Genomic DNA, 24,025 nt, shown 5'->3' with positions numbered 1-24,025 from the left:
TGTCGCGCTTATAAGTTATAGATAGTAATAAATAAGTAGCAATAAGACATACTAATACAGAATGAACCGCTATAACCACACTATTTTTATAATGTAGAGTCATTCTGATTACTGTTAATAGCATCCTGCTAAATACCAATCGGTTTTGGCGCAGTAAACGCAACAAGCTTCACTGACCGCAATAAGATTAAAGACCTCTTTGATAGTAAGAAAAAAGCAGTACCATGTAAAGCAGCCTTACATTACGTATCATAAGACGAGTAACCAAACATAGATAATACCTGATATACCGTTAAGTGGCGCGCCTTGTCGTTTTAATCATCCCAAAACTGGCTATCAAGAGTGCCAATACCTGCACAAACAATAATAACCATACGGTAAGAGACCACTGCCCTCGCGCATAAGCTATACCACCCAGCCACGCTCCAAGCGTACCGCCTGTGTAATAGCCCATGTAATATAAGCCTGATGCCAATGATCGACCTTTTTTGACATTAACAGCAATATAGCTGATGGTCGCTGACTGCGTAATAAACACACCAGATGACATAACAGCAAGTCCTATGATTACCCCCCATAGTGGGGTCACCAAGGTCAACAGAACTCCAATCATGGAGATAATGATGGCTACCCGAACCGTACGTGCTGAGCCAAACCGGCGCAGTAAGGTCGTCGATAGTGGCGTAATAATCACACCAAGCAAATACACGGCAAAAATATTGGCGAGCGCACCTGTACCAAGCTCATAAGGCTTATCCGCCAAATGTAAATTGATAAAAGTGAAGCAGCCTACAAGGGAGAACAGCACACAAGCGCCAAGCAAGCAAGCGGTCACCACATAACGATTGGTGACATGCTCACCCAGCGTCTGTATCGCTGAGCGAAAATTGGGATTGGCCTCAAAGTGACGAGAGGATGGTAGCATCTTGCCAACCCATATCGCCCCCAGTAGCGTCATCGCCGTCATCACATAATAGCCATCACGCCAGCCAATCAGCTCATGCAAATGCCCCATCAAAAATCGGCCTAAAAAGCCGCCAAGCACACATCCTGACACATAAAAGGACATCAGCTCAGTCATTGCCCGGCCCTCAAACTCCTCACCGATATAAGCAATCGTCACCACCGTAATACCGGGTACAGACAGTCCTTGCATAAAACGCCAAATACCGACCCATTCAATGCTAGAGCTTTGGGCAACCAGCGCTGTTGGTATGGCCAAAAATAACAAAGCACCGACGATAAAGGATTTGCGCCCGACTGCATCTGAGAGCATGCCCAAGAACGGTGACATAATGGCAATGGCCAATACAGTGGCGCCAACGATCATACCCGCTTGCACTTCCGTCGCAGAAAAGTCCACCATCATGACTGGTAGCACGGCTTGAATAGAGTACACCTGTAAAAAAGCAAACATACCGATCAGGCCAATCGTGAGCTTCAATATCCACGACGTAGAGTGACTGGATGAGACTGCTATCTTTGGTGCTAAATTTTGATTTTTATCTGTAGAATTATTCACAAGGGAGCTGACTATATTGATTACGCTATGACAAGGAGGCGTCATTGGCTTGGGTGATAGAGGAATATAACGCAAATTTATAAAGGAAGAGCATGGTCATAAATGATAAAGACTTATCATAGTGATAAGAAATCATGTTAGCACACCAACCGATATACTCAGGTTTAAATGTGTTATTGGCGCTTGATTAGCCTCTCCATTTAAAATAAAAAAATCGGGTCTATACCCTCAATGATGACATTTACCTAACAACTCTTTTTTATTTTTACACATCTACATTGCTTATATCTTTTCTATTACAGACTTTAGGTGCTCAAAAATCAATAATCATAGGGTGCTACCTATCAATAAGTAAAATAATTGAACAACTAAACCATTAAGGAGTCAGGTCAATGAATGATGAGATTTACGATTTAGGTGCAGGATTTTGGAGTATTCGAGGGTCATTTATAAAAAACGGCATTATAGATATCGGCGTCCAATGTGCGCTTATAAAGCTATCATCAGGCCGATTTATTTTTTTAGACAGCTATACTTTAAAAGACGAGGTTCGTCAGCAAGTGATGGCATTGACCAATAATGGCCAAGATGTCGAAGCCGTCTTAAATGTTCATCCATTTCATACGATACATTGTGCGCAAATGGCCAAAGACTTTCCGCAAGCCACATTTTACGGTAGTAGTCGACACCCAAAACAAGTACCAGAAGTAGACTGGGCAGAGGATTTGGTCGAAAGTGACGCGGTCACTGAGCGTTATCCTGAGCTGCAGTTCTCCCTACCTCAGGGCATCTACTACATCGCTCCCGATGAATCTGTCCATGCAAGCTCACTATTGGTCTATCATCTTGCTAGTCAAAGCATATATGTCGATGATACGTTTGAGATACCACCTTCTAAGTTATTTGATGCGGTACAGCCCAACCTAGGCTTACATCCAACTACTAAAAAAGCCCTCAAAGATGAGACAGACGCTGGCAAGCACTATTGTGATTGGGCGGTAGCGCTCGCGCACGAATGGCGTAATGTCCGTCATTTTTGCGGCGCACATTCAGGATTAGTGGTGTTTGAAGAAGGTCAGTTTGAAGCGGCGCTCTTATCTACCATTGATAATGCTCGTGGCGAGCTTGAGACAAAATAACGACTCTAAGAAAAACATAAAAATTGCGACAAGAAAAATAATCACTTATTGATTCAATATATTACATAAGGAAAACGATAAATGTCAGATGAAATTCATGATTTAGGGGCAGGATTTTGGAACATACGCGGGTCATTCCGTATCGGCGGTGTAATAAACATTGGTACCCAGTGCTCGCTGGTCAAGCTATCCTCAGGACGCTTTATATTTTTGGACAGCTACGCCTTAACAGGTGACGTTCGAGACGAGGTAATGGCGCTCACCAATAATGGTAAAGATGTCGAAGCGGTTCTCAATGTTCATCCATTTCATACTGTACACTGTGACCAGATGGCAAAAGACTTTCCACAAGCCACATTTTATGGCAGTAAACGTCATCCAAAGAAAATACCAGAAGTCAATTGGGCAGATGATTTGGTAGAAAGTGACGCGGTGGCTGAACGCTATCCTGAGCTCAAGTTTTCAATGTCAGAAGGTATCCATTATATCGCACCCAATGAGATGATTCATGCAGGCTCCCTATTGGCCTATCACCCTGCCAGCCAAAGCTTACACGTTGATGATACGTTTATGAGTCCACCAATGAAGTTACTAGAGGCGGTCTTACCTGAGCTGATATTGCATCCTACCACCAAAAAAGCGCTCAAAAATGAGCCAAATGCAGGCGCACAATATTGCGACTGGGCGACCAACCTAGCACATGAGTGGCGCGACGTTCGCAATTTTTGCGCAGCACACTCTTATCTTGTGAGATTTAAAGATGGCGAGTTTGAAACAGCATTAGTTAAAGCTATTGAGAAAGCCCGTCCTAAGCTAGAAAAAGCGTAGTTTTTACATTAATAGATATACTTTACCAATACAAAAGGGTCGCCATATTAGCGACCTTTTTCATTGAGTAATGTTGAATCTACCTGATTGCATTACTTGTCATTGCATAGCAGCCACTATCAGAGACACAACCACTATCGCCGTCACATAGGTTCTTACTTTGAAATAATCTGGCGTGATAATGCGCGCGCGATTGAGCCCATAATCAATCATCCACATGCTAGCAAAGCCAATGACCAGTAACCAAATAAAACCGACCACTGGCAACATCAAAAACCCGAGCCACAGAACAATGGCAATCACATTACTGACTAAAGGCAATCGGATGGCCCATTTATCGTCATCCGCCAAGCTTAAATGATTACCCCACTGCGATCCGGCCATAAACGACGCAATTACCAGACCATAAGCGCTTAATACATCAGCCGTTGCGCCCAATATAGGTATGTCACTAATGCCTATAACCAGCAAGAGCGCACAAGCGACAAACGGAATAGCACCTGCAAAGGTCAAATACGGACTGGGTTTTTCATGATATGAATCTACCTCGTGTTTAGTCTATCGATCTTTCTAGGATATATGAATGAGACATCTTACTCTAACTCACCTTGCCACTGACGGATAAACTCACCGTTTGGATCGTATTGCTGGGTTTGTTTATCAAGATTGAACTGCCGACACCCTCTTGGATCCGCCCCCACGCCTGCTAGATATTGCCAATTCCCCCAGTTACTGGCGACGTCATAATCGATAAGATGCTGCTCAAAGTAAGCCGCACCATAACGCCAATCAAGACCTAACTCATGGATAAAGCAGCTTGCCACTAGCTGTCGTCCACGGTTTGACATATATCCTGTTGCCTTCAGTTGATGCATACAGGCGTTGACGATAGGGTACGCCGTTTTTCCACTTTTCCATTTCTCCAAACGCCTTTGATCAAGTTGGGTTGATGGCGTGTGCTCACCAATACCTTTGAACCAAAACAACTTCTGCTGATGGGTGACAGCGTACCAATAAAAATACTCGCGCCAAAGTAACTCGAACCATATCCAATAAGTTGAGTTATTGGCGATGACATCACGCTCATAACGGCGCAGTCTATTCAATACGGTGTTGACAGACAACGAGCCGTTCGCTAGCCAAGCGGAGAACTTTGTAGAATGTGTCCACTCATCAAGCGCGTTTCGTGTGGTTTTATAAGTGCTCGGCGCATCAGAATCAAAATACTCATCTAAATGCTTCAGCCCGTTTGTCTCACCACCTTTGAAATTAGAGGATTGCTGCGTTTGCTCATCAAGCGACTGCTTTTGAAAATCCTGTGCTTTCAAAAAGTAATCATTTCTATTCAACATACCCTCTGGCATTGGCGAGAGTTTTTTTGGCGTTGAACACGTGGCGATGTCTTGTTCTGCATGCAATAAATCATAATCTGCTTCAATTTTTTTGCGAAATTGCGTAAAGCTTTTAGGCAGATCATTTAGCGGTAACTCATCAAACAAAGTAGCCGTTGTCTCGATATGCCAACATATCTGTGGATGTTTATTCTGCAGTAGCGCATAGACTTGGTTTTGATAATAATCTTCCGTTTTACTAACACAGATATCTGTAACCTGCTGCGCCTCAATAAGCTCATTTAACTGAGCAAAGGTATCTGACACTGCGGGCGTTTGTTGCAAATATAGCAATCTATTACCAAGCTGCTCCAGTGATGCATTTAGGTCAATCAAGCTCTCTTGCAAAAACTGCTGGCGGACGATACCTATAGTGTCATAATGATAAGCAGGGTGACTATTTTTATCACTCAACCCATCCGCCAATGATGATCCATAAATAAGCAGGAGTCGTCCATTACCGCTTAGCTCAGCGGCTTTTGACAATGTAGCATTATCCGCTACTCGCAAGTCATTGTGAAATAGTACCAATGTGACATTATTATTCTCTGAGTTGTTCTCTGAATTATTTGCTGATTCATTTAACATACCCTATCCTTCTGGCCATTTAGCGCTTATTTATTTTTAATCTTTACATTCAAAATATCATATACGATGTAAAACACACTTAGCATTCAACCATGAGGCGAGCCTAGTACTTGTAAGGTGATGCGCTCAGCCCCAAAAACCACTTATAACCATTGACTCTCATAAGCTCGACTGCTTAAATGGCTTACCTCTAGGAGAATACCATGACTCAAAATAATACTACGACTGAAGAAAATAAATCAGACGAGAAACGTAAACTTATCAATCGTTTTTTGATGAGATTGACGAAAGAGCAGCCACAAATGTATTACGCCACGACCTCTGAGATATCTCGGAGCATCCATACCATGATAAAAGAGCATACCAATCGCTTGTCGGTAGAAGAGCAAGCGCTGGTTAGGCGTATGACTATCGAAGAGATTGAAGGGTTATTGGGCTTCCATGCTAGATAGATGACTAGCTTACAAGCCAATTGTCCTCTAAGTAGGTTCCAGCACACCATCGAACATCACAAAAAAAGACCGCTATCGAAGCGGTCTTTTTTTATTGTTTATCGTAGTGCAATGCGATTAGAACGGATACTGACGTGGCTCGTTTTGCATTGAGATCCAATGCGTTCTGGTAAACTCTTCTAGTACCCACTCACCGTTGAAGCGACCGATACCTGAGTTTTTCTCACCACCGAACGGCGTATTACTTTCGTCGTTCACTGAGATGTCATTGATATGGGTCATACCTGCTCTGATACCGCGAGCGAAACGTAGACCTTTTTGCATATCAGCAGTGAATACGGCGCTAGATAGACCATACATAGAGTCATTGGCTATCGATAATGCATCGTCTTCGTCTTTAGCACGAATGATACCAACCAATGGTCCAAACACTTCATTACATGATAGATCCATCTCGCGAGTGACTTCGGTAAAGATGTGTGGCGGTACGACTTGGCCTTTGATCTCGCCGCTGAGTATCATTTTTGCGCCTTCTTCCTGCGCTTTGGCGATTTTTTCTTTAAGCGATTTGACTTGTTTTTCATTGATGATAGGGCCAACAGCCGTATCTTGCTTATTAGGATCACCGACATTCAATGTTTTGACGTGCGCTAAGAAACGCTCTACAAAGTCATCATATATCTCATCTTCTACAATGACTCTGTTAATCGCGATACAGATTTGGCCTTGATGCAAAAACTTGCCAAAAGCAGCCGCTTTTACTGCTTGCTCGATATCAGCATCTTTTAGTACAACAAATGGACTATTACCACCCAGCTCAAGCGCCACTTGCTTGATATACTCACCACCATTTGCCAACTCACCAATATGTTTGCCCACTGAGGTTGAGCCTGTGAATGATACTAAGCTTGGCGCTTTATGTTCAACGATGGCATCGCCTATCTCACTACCTGAACCGACCACGACATTTAGCAAACCTTTTGGCAGACCTGCTTCTTCAAATACTTTTGCAAGTAATAGACCGCCTGTCACTGGCGTATCGCTCGCAGGCTTGAGCACGACGGCATTACCAAGGGCTAAGGCTGGCGCAATAGAACGCTGGGTTAAATGTAGCGGAAAGTTCCATGGGCTAATGACTGCTACCACCCCGATTGGCTCGCGATAAATGAAGTTTTCTTTGCCAGGAGTGTTTGATGGGCGAATTTCACCGTGTACGCGGTTAGGAAAAGACGCCGCTTCAAGCGTGATGGCACGTGCTGAACTGAATTCGACCATAGCCTTGATGCGCGTGCTGCCTGATTCTTTAATCAGCCAATCGACGATTTCGTCTTGGCGCTGATCTAAAATACTGACAACCTTATACATAATAGCTGCACGCTCAGCTGGGGTCGTTTTCGCCCATTCGGCTTGAGCTTGGCTAGCAGCGTCGTATGCTTCATTTAGTTGATCTTTAGTCGCTTGCTGAATCTCTCCAAGCATATCGCCATTGTAGGGATTAGTGTTGGTATTAATGCTATCATCTTTACCTTTTTGCCATTCACCGCCGATGAATTGCAAATGAAAATCGCTATAGGCGTTACTGTTATTATCGTTGGTTGACATAATTATCCTCATGTTTACTTTGTTATATAAAAATTTATTTTCAGTACTTTGAATAAAATAGTTGAAGCTGTCTTATAGGTAGGACGTTCATAATCACGGTTAAATCATAAATTGAAATGAAAAATTTATAGTAACTGATAAGAACAAAACCTACCTTGATAGACGACTGGTCTAATGCTACCATAGCTATTAATAAAACAAGACTATTTTTTCAGCCAATATTGTTGATAAAACGTAACACATATAAATATATATCATTAGAATATGCCATCAACATGACGCTCAAATGAAACCTGACAACCCTATTACTATGAATATCAAGGGAGAGAATTCTATTTATGTCTAATATCACAGACACTAGCACCACACCCGATACTAAAGCTCATTTACTTGCCACTGGTTACCAATTAATAGCCAAAAGAGGCTTTACCGCTGTCGGCCTCAAACAAATCTTAGACACAGCTGGCGTACCTAAAGGCTCTTTTTATCATTACTTTGCCTCAAAAGAAGCCTTTGGTGAGGCCATTATCAATCATTACTTCAGCTTATATAAAGCTCGTCTTAATATCATCGATGCACAAAATGTGAGCGCACAGCAAAAGCTATATGATTATTTTCAAAACTGGTACGACACCCAGCAGAACGGCTGTGATCATGAGAAATGCTTGGTAGTCAAACTAAGCGCAGAAGTGGCTGATATGTCAGAAACCATGCGTAAAGCACTTGATGCTGGTTATCAACAAACGACCATGTGGCTTGCCGAGCAGATCAAGGCAGGATGGACAGATGGGTCTGTACCTCGCCACGATAATATCTCCGCTGAGAGTATGGCCAAACGTTGGTATTTCGCGTGGCTTGGTGCCAGCCTAATGGCTAAGATCAGTCAAACAAATACGCCCCTAGCAGAAATTTGGCAAATGACCACAACTCAGATGGGACGTTGATAATAAACAGTAACGTTTTCGACATTGCGGCCCCCTAAATTGGGGGCTTATGTTTGCGCCCACACACCATATCGTTATTTAAAACCAAATGCTTGATAAAAACGTTGTATGAGAGTTTTGTAATCATTTATAAACAACCACTAGACGACTGGTCTAATTGGTGTACAATGCGCATCAAGCTTTAGAGCAAATGCAAAATAAGCATTGCTTACTATTCTTTGTTTAACGTCAACATATTTGACGGAACCATTTTTATCAACATTAGGAATTTTATGAATAACTTTCAATACTACAATCCAGTCCGCATCGTTTTTGGTGAAGGTCAAATCGAACAATTATCAGACCTAGTCCCTACTGATGCCCGCGTTCTTATTACTTACGGTGGTGGTTCAGCACAGCGTACTGGTACTTTAGACGAAGTAAAAACTGCATTAGCGGCAAGCGGTAACCGTACTGTATTTGAATTTGGTGGTATCGAAGCCAATCCAGAATTCACCACACTATTAAAAGCAGCCGACATGGTGAATGAGCACAATATCGATTTCTTATTAGCAGTTGGCGGTGGCTCAGTGATTGATGGCAGTAAATTTGTGGCACTCGTATCTTCATTAACTGAAAAAGATGGTACTGTCTCGCGTGATCAAGCTTGGGACGCGCTAACGGGTTATTGCAAGAACATCGATTCTGCTATTGACCTAGGTGCGGTATTGACCATCCCAGCAACGGGTTCTGAGATGAACTCAGGCGGCGTGATTAACTATAGCGAACGTCAAGCAAAACTACCGTTTGGTAACCCACTGGCCTTCCCTAAATTCTCAATCCTAGATCCTGTAAAAACCCTTACACTGCCTGAACGTCAGGTTATGAATGGTGTTGCTGATGCATTCGTCCATGTGATGGAACAGTATTTGACTTATCCAGTCAATGCTAAAGTCCAAGATGCCTTTGCTGAAAGCCTGCTCAAAATCCTTATTGATGAAGGTCTAGTCGTTAAGCAAGATCCAGACAACCTAGAAACACGTAAGAACATTATGTGGACAGCGACCATGGCATTGAACGGTCTGATCGGTACTGGTGTGCCACAAGACTGGACAACTCACATGGTTGGTCATGAGCTTACGTCACTACACGCTATCGATCATGCACGTACATTAACCATCGTGTTGCCATCAGTCATGCGTGAGCTAAAAGAAAGCAAAAAAGAAAAACTGCTTCAGTATGCACGTAACGTATGGAACATCACTGATACTGACCAAGACGACGATGCAATCATCGAAACTGCTATTGTCTATACTGAAAACTTCTTCCGCGAGCTTGGCTTGCCAGTGAGCCTAGAAGACGTCGATTTGACTGAATCAGCGATTGATCCAATCATCAAGCAGCTTGATGCACATAACATGGTCAAACTTGGTGAGCACGGCAAAAACGACTTAGACGTTTCACGTCGTATCTTACAGCGTGCTGTGACTAGCAAAGCGTCTTAATAAGCGATATAGCAAGAACTGTCAGAAGAATTATAAGAAAAACCGCGACAGTAACAATAACTACATATCGTTATGCTATTTATAGTAGCTATTCAGTTCAATGCTGAGTAGCTACTACATCTAATACCTCTATACTAATACTTCTATAATAATGACAATGAATAAATATAAAGGAGTCCTACCATGAGCTTCGATAAAGAGCAGAATCAACAAACCAACCGTCAAATCAAACTTGCCAGCCGCCCGAACGGCGAACCAACCGCTGACAACTTTGACATGACAACCAGCGACATCCCAACGCCAAACGATAACGAGATGTTACTACGCACGGTATATCTATCACTAGATCCATATATGCGTGGACGTATGAGCGATGCGAAAAGCTACGCTGACCCATTAGCAGTCGGTGACGTCATCATGGGCGGCACAGTCGCTCAAGTCGTCGAGTCTAATATTGATAAATTTGCTGTCGGTGATTTGGTGGTATCAAATTCCGGCTGGCAGGACTATAGCGTCAGCGATGGCGAAGGTGTCCTGAAACTTGATAAAAACATGGCAAACCCTTCTTATGGTTTGGGCGTATTAGGTATGCCTGGCTTCACCGGTTACATGGGTCTGACCGATATCGGTAAACCACAAAAAGGCGAGACTTTAGTTGTCGCTGCAGCTACTGGACCTGTCGGCGCTACGGTCGGTCAAGTGGGTAATCAATATGGTCTGCGCACCGTTGGTGTAGCAGGCGGTAAAGAGAAATGCGACTTTGCAGTCAATGAGCTTGGCTTTGATGTCTGTATCGACCACAGAGCCGATGACTTTGCTGAGCAATTAAAAGCAGCGTGCCCAGATGGTATTGATATCTATTACGAAAACGTCGGTGGTCATGTGTTTGATGCGGTCATGCCTTTACTGAATGCTCATGCTCGCATTCCTGTCTGCGGCCTTGTTGCCCAGTACAATGCAACCGAACTGCCTGAAGGTAAAGATCGTTTGAGCGTATTGACCGGACTTATCTTAAGCCGCCGCCTCACCATCAAAGGCTTCATTATCTTTGAAGAGTATGGCGACCACTTCCCAGAGTTCTTAGAAACCATGAGCAAATGGGTAGAATCGGGCGACGTCAAAACTAAAGAACACATCGCTGATGGTCTAGACAATGCACCAAAAGCCTTTGTCGGTATGCTAAATGGTGATAACTTTGGTAAGACAGTGGTTAAAGTCTCTGACGTTCAATGATTGATGTTAGGTAAGTCTTGTTAAGTAGCTCTTGTTAAATAACAAGCGATAGGTAGCGATTTTTGTTAATAACCACTTAACAACACAACTTGCTAAGATCACTACTGAAAGTTACGTTTGAAGCAGGAATAATATTAGCGGTCACCACTTATACTGATAACGTTTTGGTCATCTGGCTCGCCATTTGAATGAATCTTCTATCAATGAAAATGTGGATGTTAATAATTTGCTTTACTCACATATAAACAATAAATAAGGATAATTATGAATATTTTAATGGTACTAACCTCACACGACCGCCTAGGCGATACTGGTAAAAAAACTGGCTTTTGGCTAGAAGAATTTGCAGCCCCTTACTATGCGTTTCTCGATGCGGGTGCTAATGTCACTTTAGCGTCTCCTGCTGGCGGTCAACCACCACTAGACCCTAGTAGCGATACCGAAGACACGCAAACCAAAGATACCAAGCGTTTTAAAGACGACAAAGATGCGCAAGAGCACTTGGCTAATACCAAAAAACTTGCTGACATGAAAGTAGAAGATTTTGATTCGGTCTTTTATCCAGGTGGTCACGGTCCATTGTGGGACTTGGCAGTAGATAAGAACTCTATCGAATTGATTGAGAATTTCGTCAAGCAAGACAAGCCTGTTGCTTTTGTTTGTCATGCACCTGCCGCGCTTAAAAACGTCAAAGTTGATGGCGAGTACTTAGTAAAAGGTAAAACCGTTACTGGCTTCACTAATTCAGAAGAAGAAGCTGCTGGCTTAACAGACGTGGTGCCTTTCTTAGTAGAAGATGTCTTGAAAGCCAATGGCGGTAACTATGAAAAAGCCGCTGATTGGGAAGAGTTTGTGGTTGAAGATGGTTTATTGATCACAGGTCAAAACCCAGCGTCATCAGAAGAAGCTGCTAAGCGTTTGATTAGCAAGCTCAAAGGTTAATATCATGATTCGCTTACATCATCTTAATCAATCACGTTCGTTGCGTACGCTTTGGCTCTTAGAAGAGCTAGGCGTACCTTATGAAGTGGTCAGTCATCAGCGTGATGCCAAGACTCATTTGGCACCAGACTCACTGAAGGCAGTTCATCCGCTCGGTAAGTCTCCGGTTATCGAGATGGATGGACAGATTTACGCTGAGTCCGGTGCGATTACAGAATTATTGATCGAACGATTTGCGCCAGAGCGTCTGCGCCCTGCTACAGATAGCTCGGACTATGGATATTATCTGCAGTGGATTGACTTTGCAGAAAGCTCACTGATGTTGCCATTAATGCTTGAGCTATTTACCAAAAAAGCAGGCATTGATGACAATGAGTTTTTGAATGGCTATATCGATACAGAAAAAACCAGATTGTTTGAATATCTGGATAAATCGGTTGAAGGTAAGTCGTTCATTGTGGGTGATAAGCTAAGTGGTGCTGACTTTATGTTGTCATTTGACTTGATCATTCTCGCTAAGCGTCAAAAACTCGACGCTTATCCGCATATCAGGCAGTATGCTGAAGCGCTTGCCAGTCTCGATAGCTATCAGCGCGCTATGCAGCTAGAGGCTAAGTACGATCAATCCGTTTAGCATTGCATTATAACTGACAGACCCATTTTCTGATACACACAAACAGCTCTGTATAGAGCTGTTTTTTATGCGTGCTTTATTTTATGCCTGCATGAATAACCATTGCATTATAATCATCAATGTTACATAAGAAAATTAAGCTATAGAGCAACCAAACAAATTGCTGAGCACCATCCGTGAATTACGTGTCGATGACAAAAGCACGATAAAAGTTGTGATAAAATCCTTTCTGAATTTTTTGGGTTATCTTTCAGATACCATCAGTGAGTTGACTGGCTTTTCACGCTATACATACCAACTGCACTGACCTGACTCCCCGTCTGGCATCTGTCTTATGTCACTCTATTTCCTTATACAGATTGTGGTACGCCCATGAGTAACGAATACCAGTTTAAGCCCCACGAACAGCCAATAATGGTGGGCTCTCCAGCCAATCCTGACCATCCTGCACGCCGTAAAGTATTTTATTTGCTTATTGGGATTTTTGTGGGTCTCACAGCCAGCTTCCAAAATGGTCTACTTGTCGCCAACCTGACGCAAATTCAGGGTCAGCTGGGCTTAACGCCCGCTGAAGGTGGTTGGATATCGGTCAGTTATAATATGACCAATGCCTGTATCACCGTTCTGCTATACAAAATTCGTCAGCAATTTGGTATGTCGCTTTTTAGTAAAATCACCCTGTCATTTTTGTTAGCCGCCACAAGCCTACAGTGGCTGATCAGTAGTCACTTGTTAGACACACCTAATATTAGCATTGAGCCCTACTATTTAGAGATTGTCGCTAGGGGACTTAGTGGTATGGTGGCAAGTGGTATGACCGTATTGGGCTTATTTTATTGTTTGCAAGGTATGCCCACCGTCAAACGTACTAGTGGCCTAATATTGGGTTTTGGTCTGGTACAGTTTGGTATTCCATTATCACGTGTCATCTCACCCTACCTCGCCATCGACGGTCAGCTTGAAAACTTATTTTTATTTCAATTTGGTCTGGCGCTGATTTGTTTTGGGCTGATCAATATATTAGAGCTACCACCAGGGAATACAGAAAAAGTATTTGAAAAATTGGATTTTGTAAGCTTTGGTTTTTTTGCTAGTGGCCTGGCTGCATTGGCTGTCGTTTTGGTACAAGGTCGAATTTTATGGTGGACGACACCTTGGCTCGTCTATCCACTGATGATTGCTATCGTCGGGATCAGCATCGCGTTATGGATTGAGACGCATCGCAAAAATCCGATGCTACAAGTGCGCTGGATGCGTAGCCGCAATATTATTGCCTTTATGGTGACGGGCGCTGTCATGCGGATTTTGTTATCTGAGCAAAACGTCGGCGCGGCAGGATTGCTCGCCAACCTTGGCTACGGTAACGATCAGCTGGTTACTTTTTATGCTGTCATTATATCCGCCAGTGCACTGGCTTTGATTATTAGTATTTTTAGTACCAACGCGATGGATCTGCGCCGACCAGTTATTTTTGCAGTGGCATTGATTGCCTTAGGGTCTTGGATGGATGTTGGTGTGTCTATTAATTCAGCACCCTATATGTTTTATCTCAGCCAGTTTTTGATTGCCTTTGCCGCGGTGTATTTCATGGGGCCTTTGGTTTTTGAAGGGTTTTTGCGGGCTATTGGCAGTGGTCCTGCGTATATTATTAGTTTTTCAGTGATTTTTGGCATCTCCCAAACGGTTGGCGGACTGGCAGGTGCGGCCGCCATTCAGGCATTTACGACCATTCGTACACAAATGCATTATGCAGATATGGTCAGCTCATTGAATTTGGGCGATCCTGCATTTAGCGCTCAGGTGGCAGGCACTCGTAATATGCTGTCGAATCAGACCACTGACGCGGCTCAAGCAAATATCGGTGCAGTTAGCCAAGTACTGCAAGGCATTCAGCGCCAAGCAACGGTCGCAGCGTACAGCGACCTGTTTTTTCTGATGGCTTGTCTTGCTACTGCCGTTACGATTATTTTGCTGCTCAATTATCTTTACAACCGTTACCACAAGCGCAATCCACTGGCCAAAGAGCTTGCCGTCATTGCAAAGATGCGCGAAACAAAATAATTCAACTTATTATCTTACTGATTCTTTATCATATTCATTTACAGTCAGACCAATCAGATATTTGCTTATTAACATTTTAGGAGCACGTCATGAGCCAAGAAAAACCAAATGAGATTAACCAAACCCCTCAGACGTCAACTGATGCTCCAGCAACAGACACACGTACAGAGTCTGCTACGGCTCCAGCAGAGACTGCTGCAAGCGCTACGCAAAAGAAAGCTGATACATCCGAGATAAAAGCAGCTGCTGATACGCCTGATAGCATGCGTGAGGATAACTCCGTAGAGAGCTCTATAGAAAGTCAAGCCGATGATAATGAAATGCCTATGCCGCCAAAAGAGCCTATCTCAAATACGGCTGGCTGGTCTCCCAAGAAAAAATCCTACCTGAATTTAGGATTATTGATTGTGCTGATTGTCATTGGTGTGGCCTTGATTTTATACGCTTGGAAGCTGCCACCATTTACGCCTACGGTGCAACAAACCAATAACGCCTTTGTCAAAGGTCAAACCACTATTATTAGTCCGCAAGTTTCCGGCTATGTCACCGAAGTAGCGGTGCAGGATTTTGCTGATGTCAAAGCGGGCGATTTACTGATAAAAATAGATGATCGAACCTTTCAGCAGCAACTTGAACAAGCAGAAGCCAATACTGAAGTGGCGGTCACCAGTCGCTCTACCAATGCTCAAGACACGCAATCTAGTCAGGCACAAATAGAAGCACGCAAAGCAGACTTATATAGTGCCAAAATCAATGTCGAGAGCGCTCGTGAAGACGTCAATCGCTATCAAGGCTTAGATGCTATCGGTGCAGTATCAAAAGCAGAAGTGGCTCATATCAAGGCGCAACTTGCTCAAGCACAGGCAAGCGTGCAACAGGCTGAAGCCAATTTACAAGCCGCTCAACAAAACCGCGCCAAAACCAGTGGCACCCAACCCTCACTAGATGCAAATATCAAAAGTGCTGAGGCAGGTGTGAAGCAAGCACAAATTAATCTCGATAATACGATCATCACAGCACCTGAGTCCGGTCAGCTGAGCCAAGTCAGTGTCAAAGAAGGCCAGTACGTTAGCGCGGGCACCCAGCTCATGTATATCGTACCAAAAGGTATCTGGATTATCGCAAACTTTAAAGAAACCCAAATAGCCAGTATGGCAATCGGCGAACCAGCTACTATTCATGTGGACGCGCTTGGCGGTGCCAAATTTACGGGTCATGTGAGCAACATCTCACCAGCCACTGGCAGTGAGTTTAGTGCAGGTGCCGCCAATCCTGCGACAGGTAACTATATAAAAATTGCTCAGCGCATACCTGTACGTATCGACTTAGATCAAAATCAACCTGAGCTTGCACGCTTGCGTCCTGGTATGTCCGTCTCTGTGGATGTCGATACCAATGCTAAATAAAGCAAATAACTGATATAAAAAAGCCACTCTACATACCCTTATTTGAGCACGTAGAGTGGCTTTTTTATATTTTCCAATACTATGGATTTCAAAATCAGCCAAACACTATGGTAGTAAACGCTTGGTCGTCCAGCTTTCAGCGCTTTGGCTATCATCATTATCTTGCGTATATACGATGCGGTCATGCATACGGTTGGCGCGACCTTGCCAGAACTCGATTTTTTCAACCGTAATCTCATACCCACCCCAAAACGCTGGTGTTGGTACGCTAGTACTATCTGGATACTCTGACTGTAGTTGCTCGAACGTTTGCTCCATCACCTCACGATTGGCGACTTCGCCACTTTGCGGTTGACTGACCCAAGCACCTATTTGGCTATCGTGTGGACGTTTTTGGAAATAGGCAGCAGATTTATCAGCATCAATTTTAGCAATACGACCGCTGATACGAACTTGGCGCTCAAGCTCATGCCAAAAAAACAGCGCTTCAGCATTGGGGTTTTCTACAACATCCTGTCCTTTCGCGCTGTCATAATTGGTATAAAAAACGATACCTGTATCCGTAATTTCACGTAGTAACACAATACGGACGCTAGGTTTGTTGTCTGCACCGCAGGTTGCCAAACTCATAGCATAAGGTTCTTGCGCTTTTTGCGCTATCGCCTCATCCATCCAAGCCTTAAAAAGGTCAAATGGTGACGCTGGTATTAACTGTTGATCAAGCTCGCCTTTTTCATATGAAAGGCGTTGGTCGGTAAAGTCCATGCTCATGGTCATTCCTTATTATAAAATTATGACATTTCAACATTGTTATCTTGAGTGTTAAGTCTTTAATACTATTAGCTCAATACCGACTTGATAAGATCGGCCAAATCATTTGCCATCACATCACACTCTATTTCATCATCAGACTCAACCATGACTCGAATCATAGGCTCTGTACCTGATTGGCGAATAAGAAGACGACCACGACCTTCTAAAGTCGTCTGTGCTTTGTCAAAAGCGGCGACCAGTTCTTCATGCTTGTATGGGTCTTGCATCTGAGACAAGCGTACATTGACCAGCTTCTGTGGTAGTACGTCAAACCCTTCGACCAGCTCACTCAGTGCACGTCCTTGCGCTTGCATCACAGCCAATACTTGCAACCCTGCTATAATCGCATCGCCTGTACGGCTTTTGTCTAGACACAGAATATGCCCAGACGGCTCGCCGCCTAGTATCCAGCCATTGGCTTCCAAATCTTGCATGACATAGCGGTCGCCTACTTTTGCACGAGTAAAATCAATGTCAGCCGCCTTTAGTGCCAACTCTAATCCCATATTACTCATGAGCGTACCAACGACGCCTTTCGCTTTAGTGAGTCCTTGGGTCGCAAGCACATATAAGATACCGTCACCATCAACCAGCTTACCTGTCTCATCAACCATTACAATACGATCGCCATCACCGTCTAGTGCGATACCAACATCTGCTTCATGCTCAAGCACCGCTTTTTGCAGACCTTCAGGATGGGTAGAGCCACACTCAGCATTGATATTGATGCCGTCTGGAGTGTTATTGATAGCGATAACATTAGCACCAAGCTCACGCATGACTCTAGGTGCTACGCTATAGCCTGCACCATTGGCACAATCAACCACGACGGTCAGATGGCTTAGATCATACTGATATGGGAAACTGCCTTTACAAAATTCAATGTATCGACCTTTTGCATCGTCAATCCGGCGGTTTTTGCCTAGGTTTGCAGGGTCAAGGATGGGCATCGTGGCATTGTTGCTATTAGCATCACTCATGATTGCCGTTAATCTGTCATTGATGGCTATCTGCATCTCATCACTGATTTTTTTGCCACTACCTGAAAAGAACTTGATGCCGTTATCATAATAAGGATTATGTGACGCTGAGATAACCACGCCAGCATCTGCATTAAAACTACGAGTCAAATGTGCAATCGCTGGCGTTGGTAATGGACCAAGCATATAAACATCGACGCCAGCCGCGTTAAAACCTGCTTGCAGAGCACCTTCAATGACATAACCTGAGAGACGCGTATCTTTGCCGATGACCACACTTGGTTTGCGCGTAGAATTTTCATTGGCTTCTATGAGCACCTGTCCAGTCACATAACCCAGTTTTAAAATAAAGTCAGGGGTAATAGGCAATTCACCAAATTTTCCACGGATACCATCAGTGCCAAAGTAACTCATTATGTATATTCCTCAGTTCTAAAAATAAAAGGCCAAGCGTATACGCAGGCAATACTGCTATTGTAATAATATGCTTTTATATTCTACAAAAAAAACAGCCAACAATAACAGAGCATTGTTGGCTGTTTGTATCTTAACGTCACTACAGCTCTGCAACTGAGCCAGTTCTCAAACAATGCAGGGCTGTAAAATACCGATTAGTTTACACGGTAATTCGGCGCTTCTTTCGTGATCTGTACATCATGAACATGCGACTCTTTCATGCCTGCTGATGTGACTTTGATAAACTGTGGGTTGGTGCGCATATCTTCGATAGTCGCAGAGCCTGTATAGCCCATTGATGAACGTAAGCCACCAACCAATTGGTTAACGATACCAGCGACAGGTCCCTTATAAGGAACGCGGCCTTCAATACCTTCTGGTACGAGCTTCTCTACGCCATCTTTGGCATCTTGGAAATAACGGTCTGATGAGCCGTTTGATCCAGACATCGCACCCAGACTACCCATACCGCGGTAAGCTTTGTAATAACGACCTTGGAACAGCTCAACTTCACCTGGTGCCTCTTCCGTACCAGCCATTAGTGAGCCTACCATGATGCACGATGCACCTGCCGCAATCGCTTTTGCCATATCACCTGAGTAGCGGATACCGCCGTCAGCGATTAATGGGATACTGTCTTTCAAGGCACTAGCAACATTATCAATAGCTGATATTTGTGGTACACCGATACCGGCAATGATACGTGTGGTACAGATAGATCCAGGGCCGATACCAACTTTTACCGCATCAGCGCCAGCATCACGTAGTGCAAGTGCCGCTTCGCCTGTTGCGATGTTGCCACCGATAACTTGAACATGCGGATAGTTTTTCTTGATCCAAGAGACTTTATCAATCACGCCTTTTGAGTGACCATGCGCCGTATCCACTACGATCACATCGACATCAGCAGCGATTAATGCTTCGACGCGTGCTTGTGTGTCTGCACCTGTACCAACCGCTGCACCGACACGCAGACGACCTTTCTCGTCTTTACACGCATTTGGGTTGTTTTCGGCTTTGGCAAAGTCATTGACCGTAATTAAGCCGCGTAAGCGGAAGTTGTCGTCGATAACGATGACTTTTTCGATGCGATGCTCATGTAGCAATCTTTTGATATTCTCGTTACTCTCACCTTCATGCACGGTGACCAACTGCTCTTTTGGTGTCATGATCTGACTAACTGGCAATGACAAGTTGGTCTCAAAACGCCAATCTCTGTGAGTAACGATACCTACTACGTTATCTGTACCCTTTTCGACCACAGGTACGCCTGAGATATTATTGTCTTGCGTCAAGCGCAGCAATTCACCAATCGTCATCTCTGGGTGTACCGTGATTGGGTCAACAACCGTACCCGCTTCAAATTTTTTGACGCGGCGTACTTGTGTTGCTTGCTTTTCGATATCCATACTCTTGTGCAAGATACCCATGCCGCCAAGCTGTGCCATGGTAATGGCCATCTCAGACTCAGTTACTGTATCCATAGCCGCAGAGATCAGCGGAAGGTTTAGCGTGATGTTTTTGGTCAAACGGGTAGACAGATCGGCAGTTTTTGGCAGAACTTCAGAATAGGCTGGCAATAATAAAACGTCATCAAAGGTTAAGGCTTCATCGACAATTCGCAACATACAGACCCCTAGTGGTGGTTATTTTGATGGGTAGGAGCTCAGAGTTAGGCATATCAATCATTGCAACTGCATACACAGTGCTGACTCATGGCTAACCACTCAGTTATCCTATAAAAATAACGCCACATTATAACAAATAAGCGCCTCTCTGACATACTATATTTGTCAGATTATTTTACACAAATACATCTTTGTCGATGACAATCATGCACTATATGTTTAATGACGCTTTTTTATAGCGAATAGCTCTCTGAGCGTTAAGGATTTTCTGTTAGCGTAAAACGCTCTGTCGGTAAGTACTTATTTTGCTGCTGATGCAAGTAGCCAAGCATCTGCTCACGCACTTCGCAAGCAAGCGTCCATGCCTCTATGGGACCTACTGCTGAAACAGCACCGCGCAGTTGAATGGTATTTTCTGTCACTTCAACGACAAATATTTCGGGCTCAGTTTCATTGTCCCAAAGCTCATTATCTTTAGTCACTGATATAAATTGCTGGCGAATGGCCTCTATATCTGCACCATAATCAATATATAAAAACACAGGACAGGTCTGATGCACTTCGGTATGAGACCAGTTCTCTACCCTCTCAGTGATCAACTGGCGCATCGGCACGATTAATCGACGCTCATCCCATGTTTTGAGTACGGCATAAGTGTAACGCAAGTCTTCCACAGTACTGAAATTGCCATCCATTATCACGCTATCGCCAATCCGTACAGGCTGCGTCACTGCCACCTGCACGCCAGCGATGATATTACCCAATATGGGCTGAGCGGCGATACCAATGACCACGCCAGCAATACCAGCTGAAGTCAGTAAGGTTTTGCCAAGACCTTCCATATTGGCAAACTCACTCAGTCCTATCCAGATACTACCCAATATCATGACAAAAATGAAAACGCGACGGAATATCGACACATAAGTGCGACGACGGCGCACTTTATCAAAATGCTCCTCTCCTAGGTTTTCAATCTGCATATCTTGGTAACGATTGGCAAAGAAATTGATAGCACGAATGCCTAGCCACATCGCACTGAATACCAACCCCGTCCAAATCAGCGGACGGGTTGATGAAGCCACTGCATCTAGATAAGGAAAACCGCCAGAGACTAAGGTAAAAACGAGCGAAAAACTGATAGTAAAAGTCAAAGGCACGGTTAGCTTATTGGCCAAATCTGCCACACCATTGGCACTGCCAGCAGAGATGTTGTATTTTTCATTATCAACATAGCGGCTGATGAGTTTTTCCGTGCTTTTACTTAATATCCAACCTACGCCCATGGTAAATAAGAAAAACAGGATGAGCGCTGAAAACTCCCATAAGGCAATACCAAAAAACTGAAATTTTAACCAAGTAGGTAGATAACGCTCAAACTCTGATGGATGATATTGTTTATAAAGATTTTCAATATTACCTACTGTCTGCGCAGAGAACATCCAAACTGGCGCCTGATCACCTACCCTTACCCGCTCCAAGTAAACAGGAACACGGCGTTCTCGGTACTCGATATAACCCAGCTGGATAGAGCGTCTAGGGATACCCATAACACTACTATCGTTACCCAGTGGTGGCTCGATCAGACCATCAGGACGATCGGGCATATCATCAAATACGTATAGCTCTTTTTCGGATAGTAAAAAATCAAGCTGCTTGGTCAAATCAAGCGAACGGGTACGCTGGTTTTGCTCATCAATCAGATTCATATTGAGTGCATAAGCGGCCAAATCATACTGCTGTTTCATCACCGCAGATTGAAAAAACTCCAAAGTCGCAAGCGGCGTTGCCAAATTTGGTGGCTCAGCTAATGGTGGTAACCCGACATTGAGCTTATTGAGTAAGTAGTAATTCTCGCTATACTCCCCTGTCAATCCCACATCACCTTGCAACGTCCCTGCTTGCTGTACCGCGCTACGCTCAGTGGGATCAAATATCTCTTCAGTAATACCAGAGACGCTAATATTTTCGTCTTTGATTGTATTTATTTGTTGGACAGCGTACTCAGCCAAATTGTCAGGTTTGCTAGCGACTTGTGAGCGGCCTTCCTCATTTGAGACTTGCTCATTTGCCGCACTGGCGGGTACATAAATAGCGCTGATGGCTATAATAAGAAACCCTAAAACCACCTGCAGTGCATTGTAGCGGATACTATTACGCTCTACATCGCGGCGGTGACCACCGTCAATATCCATTGCTATGCCACGATCATCAGCATTACTATTTTTAAGAGTATTCATATTTTCAAAGCCACTGGTCTACAAAAGGAACGGATATAAAAGGAATGGATATACAAAGTGCATTCGGTATGCTTTAACCTAATGCACTCTGCAAAAAAAAGCCAGCGTGAGCTGACTTAATTTATTAGCATGCGTATGTAATCTGATGCACAGCGTCTGTATATCTATGCACGGCGCCATGTGGTGCCTGCACGGCTATCTTCAAGCTCAATACCAGCTTCTTTTAGCTGTTCGCGTATTTCATCAGCACGCGCAAAGTTTTTGTTGGTTTTGGCATCTGCACGCTCGACGATTAACCCGTCAATAGCCACATCAGTCAAACCATCTTCTGCTTTATCACCAATCGCCGCTTGCAAAAACTGCTGCACAGGTTGTTGTAAGATATTCAATACCTGCGCCAATGCTTTTAGTTGCTGCGCCAACTGCCACGCTGTATCGACTTCTTCCGCCTTGATAGCTTTGTTGATGTCGCGTGCCAGACCAAATAAGACGCTAATTGCCGTTGAGCTATTAAAGTCATCATTCATGGCTTTGATGAAATCTTGTCCAGCAGCCGTACCATAAGCTTCGGTGGTCAAGTCTTCATCGATTACGATTGTTTGCCCTTTTCGCTGTTCAGCCAATTTTAATGCATTATATAGTCTGCTTAGGCTATTATGAGCTTCGTCTAATGCGCTGTCTGAGAAATTTACTTGGCTACGATAATGGCTGGACAATAAGAAAAAACGCACCGTTTCGGGCATATATTTTGCTATCACATCACGTATGGTTGAAAAGTTAGCCAATGACTTGGACATTTTTTCGCCATCAACATTGATAAACCCAACGTGCATCCAGTTACGCGCGTACTCACAACCCGTCGCCGCCTCAGACTGGGCAATTTCATTCTCATGATGCGGGAACTGTAAGTCGTGACCGCCGCCATGAATATCAAAGGTATTGCCCAAGCACTTAGTCGACATGGCTGAGCATTCAATATGCCAACCCGGACGCCCCTGCCCCCAAGGTGACGCCCACTGCGGCTCATCCGGTTTCGCTGCTTTCCAGAGCACGAAGTCAAACGGACTGCGCTTATCATTTTCGACATCGACACGTGAGCCTGCCTGCATCTCATCAAGATTGCGCTTCGATAATTTGCCATAATCCGCAAAACTATCGACAGCATAGTAGACATCGCCATTGTCGCCTGCATATGCATAGTCACCTGTGACCAGCGTCTCAATCATGGTTTGCATATCATCGATATGATCAGTCGCGCGCGGCTCCGCATCAGGTGCCAAGCAGCCAAGCGCTGCAAAATCCTCATGCATCGCTGTAATAAAGCGCTGGGTCAACGCCCCAATCTCTTCGCCATTTTCAGCGGCGCGCGCAATAATCTTGTCATCGATATCAGTGATATTGCGCACGTAATTGACGTCATAACCTAATTGGGTGAGCCAACGTACCACCATATCAAACCCAATCATCATTCGAGCGTGCCCGATATGACAATAATCATAGACGGTCATACCACACACATACATACCCACTTTCCCTGCTTTGAGCGGTTCAAACGGACGCTTGCCGCCAGTCAGTGAGTCATAAATAGCAAGTTGAGACATCGCATCTGCAAGTGGTGTGGTCATAATAAAAGAGCCTTTTAGCATAAATAAAATAAATAGATTGAAAATATCAGCCGCAGCAAA

General features: G+C 44.0%; 18 protein-coding genes and 1 pseudogene. 10 read left to right on the top strand and 9 right to left on the bottom strand.

Features of this window, described 5'->3' with window-relative positions; all coding sequences use genetic code 11:
* Window positions 1-292: 292 nt before the first annotated feature.
* Complete coding sequence (locus ACTXGK_RS21640) at window positions 293-1,522, bottom strand: MFS transporter (RefSeq protein WP_443517002.1); 1,230 nt, start codon at window positions 1,520-1,522, stop codon at window positions 293-295.
* Between the two features lie 392 nt (window positions 1,523-1,914).
* Between ACTXGK_RS21640 and ACTXGK_RS21635 the strand changes: the two genes are divergently transcribed.
* Together ACTXGK_RS21635 and ACTXGK_RS21630 are read left to right on the top strand one after the other, a co-directional pair.
* A complete protein-coding gene (locus ACTXGK_RS21635) occupies window positions 1,915-2,661 on the top strand; it encodes a hypothetical protein (RefSeq protein ID WP_443517003.1) in 747 nt (248 codons plus the stop codon).
* A gap of 81 nt (window positions 2,662-2,742) precedes the next feature.
* A complete protein-coding gene (locus ACTXGK_RS21630) occupies window positions 2,743-3,489 on the top strand; it encodes a hypothetical protein (RefSeq protein ID WP_443517005.1) in 747 nt (248 codons plus the stop codon).
* Window positions 3,490-3,588: 99 nt separating this feature from the next.
* Here ACTXGK_RS21630 and ACTXGK_RS21625 read toward each other — a convergent pair.
* Both ACTXGK_RS21625 and ACTXGK_RS21620 read right to left on the bottom strand, forming a co-directional pair.
* Window positions 3,589-4,005: pseudogene (locus tag ACTXGK_RS21625) on the bottom strand (DUF3429 family protein); the annotation flags it as partial.
* A 77-nt stretch (window positions 4,006-4,082) separates the two neighbouring features.
* Window positions 4,083-5,468: a DASH family cryptochrome gene (locus ACTXGK_RS21620; protein WP_443517007.1), complete on the bottom strand. Its 1,386-nt coding sequence runs from the start codon at window positions 5,466-5,468 to the stop codon at window positions 4,083-4,085.
* Window positions 5,469-5,671: 203 nt separating this feature from the next.
* On the opposite strand from ACTXGK_RS21620, the gene ACTXGK_RS21615 reads away from it, so the two are divergent.
* Complete coding sequence (locus ACTXGK_RS21615; protein ID WP_010201084.1) at window positions 5,672-5,920, top strand: hypothetical protein; 249 nt, start codon at window positions 5,672-5,674, stop codon at window positions 5,918-5,920.
* 117 nt (window positions 5,921-6,037) lie between these two features.
* Here ACTXGK_RS21615 and ACTXGK_RS21610 read toward each other — a convergent pair whose 3' ends face one another.
* Window positions 6,038-7,522, bottom strand: coding sequence for an aldehyde dehydrogenase family protein (locus ACTXGK_RS21610; protein ID WP_443517009.1), 1,485 nt, complete (start codon window positions 7,520-7,522; stop codon window positions 6,038-6,040).
* Window positions 7,523-7,860: 338 nt separating this feature from the next.
* Between ACTXGK_RS21610 and ACTXGK_RS21605 the strand changes: the two genes are divergently transcribed.
* The 7 genes from ACTXGK_RS21605 (at window position 7,861) to ACTXGK_RS21575 (ending at window position 16,226) form a co-directional block, all read left to right on the top strand.
* Entirely contained in the window at window positions 7,861-8,466 is a 606-nt protein-coding gene (locus tag ACTXGK_RS21605; protein ID WP_443517010.1) for a TetR/AcrR family transcriptional regulator, read from the top strand.
* A 272-nt stretch (window positions 8,467-8,738) separates the two neighbouring features.
* On the top strand, window positions 8,739-9,950 hold the full coding sequence (locus ACTXGK_RS21600; protein ID WP_443517012.1) for an iron-containing alcohol dehydrogenase: 1,212 nt from the start codon (window positions 8,739-8,741) through the stop codon (window positions 9,948-9,950).
* 183 nt (window positions 9,951-10,133) lie between these two features.
* Window positions 10,134-11,183 carry an NADPH-dependent curcumin/dihydrocurcumin reductase gene (curA, locus tag ACTXGK_RS21595; protein ID WP_443517014.1) on the top strand — a complete coding sequence of 350 codons (1,050 nt, stop codon included), beginning with the start codon at window positions 10,134-10,136 and terminating at the stop codon, window positions 11,181-11,183.
* Window positions 11,184-11,447: 264 nt separating this feature from the next.
* On the top strand, window positions 11,448-12,125 hold the full coding sequence (locus ACTXGK_RS21590) for a type 1 glutamine amidotransferase domain-containing protein (RefSeq protein ID WP_238038966.1): 678 nt from the start codon (window positions 11,448-11,450) through the stop codon (window positions 12,123-12,125).
* 4 nt (window positions 12,126-12,129) lie between these two features.
* Window positions 12,130-12,759: a glutathione S-transferase family protein gene (locus tag ACTXGK_RS21585; protein ID WP_443517015.1), complete on the top strand. Its 630-nt coding sequence runs from the start codon at window positions 12,130-12,132 to the stop codon at window positions 12,757-12,759.
* 372 nt (window positions 12,760-13,131) lie between these two features.
* Window positions 13,132-14,820: an efflux MFS transporter permease gene (locus tag ACTXGK_RS21580; protein WP_443517017.1), complete on the top strand. Its 1,689-nt coding sequence runs from the start codon at window positions 13,132-13,134 to the stop codon at window positions 14,818-14,820.
* Window positions 14,821-14,909: 89 nt separating this feature from the next.
* Complete coding sequence (locus ACTXGK_RS21575; RefSeq protein WP_443517019.1) at window positions 14,910-16,226, top strand: HlyD family secretion protein; 1,317 nt, start codon at window positions 14,910-14,912, stop codon at window positions 16,224-16,226.
* A gap of 105 nt (window positions 16,227-16,331) precedes the next feature.
* Here ACTXGK_RS21575 and pdxH read toward each other — a convergent pair whose 3' ends face one another.
* The 5 genes from pdxH to cysS all read right to left on the bottom strand — a co-directional run bounded on the left by pdxH (window position 16,332) and on the right by cysS (window position 23,965).
* Window positions 16,332-16,991 carry a pyridoxamine 5'-phosphate oxidase gene (pdxH, locus tag ACTXGK_RS21570; RefSeq protein ID WP_443517238.1) on the bottom strand — a complete coding sequence of 220 codons (660 nt, stop codon included), beginning with the start codon at window positions 16,989-16,991 and terminating at the stop codon, window positions 16,332-16,334.
* A gap of 74 nt (window positions 16,992-17,065) precedes the next feature.
* Window positions 17,066-18,433 (bottom strand): phosphoglucosamine mutase, encoded by a 1,368-nt coding sequence (gene glmM, locus ACTXGK_RS21565; RefSeq protein ID WP_443517021.1) that lies wholly within the window; start codon window positions 18,431-18,433, stop codon window positions 17,066-17,068.
* 197 nt (window positions 18,434-18,630) lie between these two features.
* Entirely contained in the window at window positions 18,631-20,103 is a 1,473-nt protein-coding gene (gene guaB / locus ACTXGK_RS21560; RefSeq protein ID WP_058024512.1) for an IMP dehydrogenase, read from the bottom strand.
* A 257-nt stretch (window positions 20,104-20,360) separates the two neighbouring features.
* A complete protein-coding gene (locus tag ACTXGK_RS21555) occupies window positions 20,361-22,340 on the bottom strand; it encodes a mechanosensitive ion channel family protein (protein WP_443517023.1) in 1,980 nt (659 codons plus the stop codon).
* A gap of 164 nt (window positions 22,341-22,504) precedes the next feature.
* A complete protein-coding gene (gene cysS / locus ACTXGK_RS21550; RefSeq protein ID WP_443517025.1) occupies window positions 22,505-23,965 on the bottom strand; it encodes a cysteine--tRNA ligase in 1,461 nt (486 codons plus the stop codon).
* Window positions 23,966-24,025 lie beyond the last annotated feature (60 nt).

Origin of the sequence: Psychrobacter sp. T6-5 (genome assembly GCF_052258485.2) — a bacterium.
GTDB lineage: Bacteria > Pseudomonadota > Gammaproteobacteria > Pseudomonadales > Moraxellaceae > Psychrobacter.
This window is presented reverse-complemented; position numbering and strand designations above follow the sequence as displayed.